Annotated in this window: 2 protein-coding genes; both read right to left on the bottom strand. The window is 62.7% G+C overall.

The annotated features are described in order from the left end of the window. Positions 1 to 120: 120 nt before the first annotated feature. Positions 121 to 393 (bottom strand): hypothetical protein, encoded by a 273-nt coding sequence (locus G0D83_RS00040; RefSeq protein WP_164188500.1) that lies wholly within the window; start codon positions 391 to 393, stop codon positions 121 to 123. A gap of 73 nt (positions 394 to 466) precedes the next feature. After that, positions 467 to 1,819, bottom strand: a complete 1,353-nt coding sequence (locus tag G0D83_RS00035; RefSeq protein WP_164188498.1) for an ISNCY family transposase — start codon at positions 1,817 to 1,819, stop codon at positions 467 to 469. Positions 1,820 to 1,901: the final 82 nt, after the last annotated feature.

The following is a 1,901-nucleotide window of genomic DNA, read 5'->3' as shown; positions in this document are numbered from 1 at the left end:
TGTTGCAACCAAGTTGAAATGTCCTCGGCTGCGCAAAGCAGAAATGTCTCACCGAGGGTGGAGAAGCATGGCCGGGCAGGGCGAAGACCCCACATATCGCAGCCCTGATCGGCCATGCGTTCAGATCCGGAGCTTGCGGCGCTCCTTTGCGCTGTAGAAGGCACGGAAACCTTGCTCATCGAGGAGCTTCTCGAAGGCCCGCCAGGCAAGGCCGTCGGCAAAATATGGAGGGTTGTCCAAGATCGTAAGCGTCCCGAAGGCGTTCTCCACTGACAGGATCCACGAAGGATCGTCTGAGGTTCGGTAAATCTCCACGGTGAAGCGGTGGCCGTCGATCACCACGTCCTGCGTCAGGTTCGAGAAGATGATCTCCGGCTCTGTATTGCCTGCCATGTGCCTGCCTCGCTCATTCGCTCACTCACTCGCTCGCGGCGGAGGTTAGCATCGCGGCGACGCGGCGACAGCGTCATTCCGGGGGTGCTGCGGCCCGCGCCTTTGCCTGGCGCGCTGCCAGCGAGTTCCAGCCGTCGTTGCGGCGACCTGTCGGCTCGTAGCGGGTCCGCTGCTTCCCGGCCCGCCGCTTCTTCGGAGGCGCCTTGTCCTGCTCGGCCTTGATGTATTCCAGCACCGCGCTCAGATGCTTGTTCTCGGTGATCGCGGCATGGCTGACACGCTGGTCTTTGTCGAACACGGAGTAGGGCAGCGACACGCCTTTCCAGCGGACTTCGAACCGGCCATCGGGGAACTCGTAGGTGTCGACATACTTGCCAGGCAGTGCGCGCGTGATGTCGTTCTCCGCAAGGATGATGCGCTGCCGCTCATAGGAGAAGGCCAGTTGCCTGGTGACATAGCGCTCATCGCGGAAGCACAGGATCTCTCGCAGACGTTCCGGTTCCATGTTCAGGGACCGGTGCAGGTTGTCGGCCCGTAACGGCGCCTTGGCGAACTTCGCATTATGGCGCGCCAAGAACCTTGGCAGGATCGCGTTGCCGGCTGCCATGTCGCAGACGCCCGCCAGCCGTAGTTCCTTCACCAGCCGATCCTGCAGGGTACGGTTCGCGCGCTCGACGCGGCCCTTTGCCTGGCTGCTGTTTGCACAGAGGATCTCGATGTTCAGATCGTTCAGCGCCCGACCGAACTGGGTCATGCCATGGCCCGACTTCGCCCCTTGCTTGGCGACACGGAACACCGAGTGCTTGTCGGAATAGAAGGCCACGGGCCGGCCGTGCGCCGCGAGATACCGCTCGAGCGCGCCGAAATAGCTGAAGGTGCTCTCAGAGGCTACAAACTCCAGGTGCATCAGCGTGCTGGTGGCGTCGTCGACAAAGGCCAGCAACGTGCAGGCCGGACCACGTTCCTCGAACCAGGCGTGATCAGAGCCGTCTATCTGCACGAGTTCGCCATAGCAGTCCCGGCGCCGGCGCGGCTGGTGAAACGTTCTGCGCTGCTTGCGCGACAGCCAGATGCCGGCATCCTGCATCCATTTGCGCAAGGTCTCCCGCGACACCTTCAGGCCATGGTCTTCCGCCAGCTTCTCGGCTGCGAACGTGGGCCCAAAGTCGGCGTAGCGCTCACGGATCAGCGTCAGCGCAAACTCACGCACCGCGGGATCGATCCGGTTGTTGGACGGACGTCCGCGGGCCTTGTGCCGGATCGCCGCCGGACCATCGGCCTGGAACGTCTTCAGAAGCCGGTGAACCTGCCTTCGGCTCAGGCCCAGGACCGAGGCTGCCGCCACCGCAGACATCCGGCCTTGCACCACATCACTCAGGACTTCGATCCGGTTCAGCTCGCGCTCGCTCATGACCACCAATCCCACGGCCGCACTCCAATCCTGCCCATTCAGGGGAGTGTGACACTTCAGCTTTGCTCATGTGGGACATTCTAACTTGGCGCTTACA

Origin of the sequence: Salipiger sp. PrR003 (assembly GCF_010500785.1) — a bacterium.
GTDB classification, from domain to species: Bacteria; Pseudomonadota; Alphaproteobacteria; order Rhodobacterales; family Rhodobacteraceae; genus Salipiger; species Salipiger pacificus_A.
The sequence above is the reverse complement of the archived record's forward strand: the minus strand, read 5'-3'. Positions and strand labels throughout refer to the sequence as shown.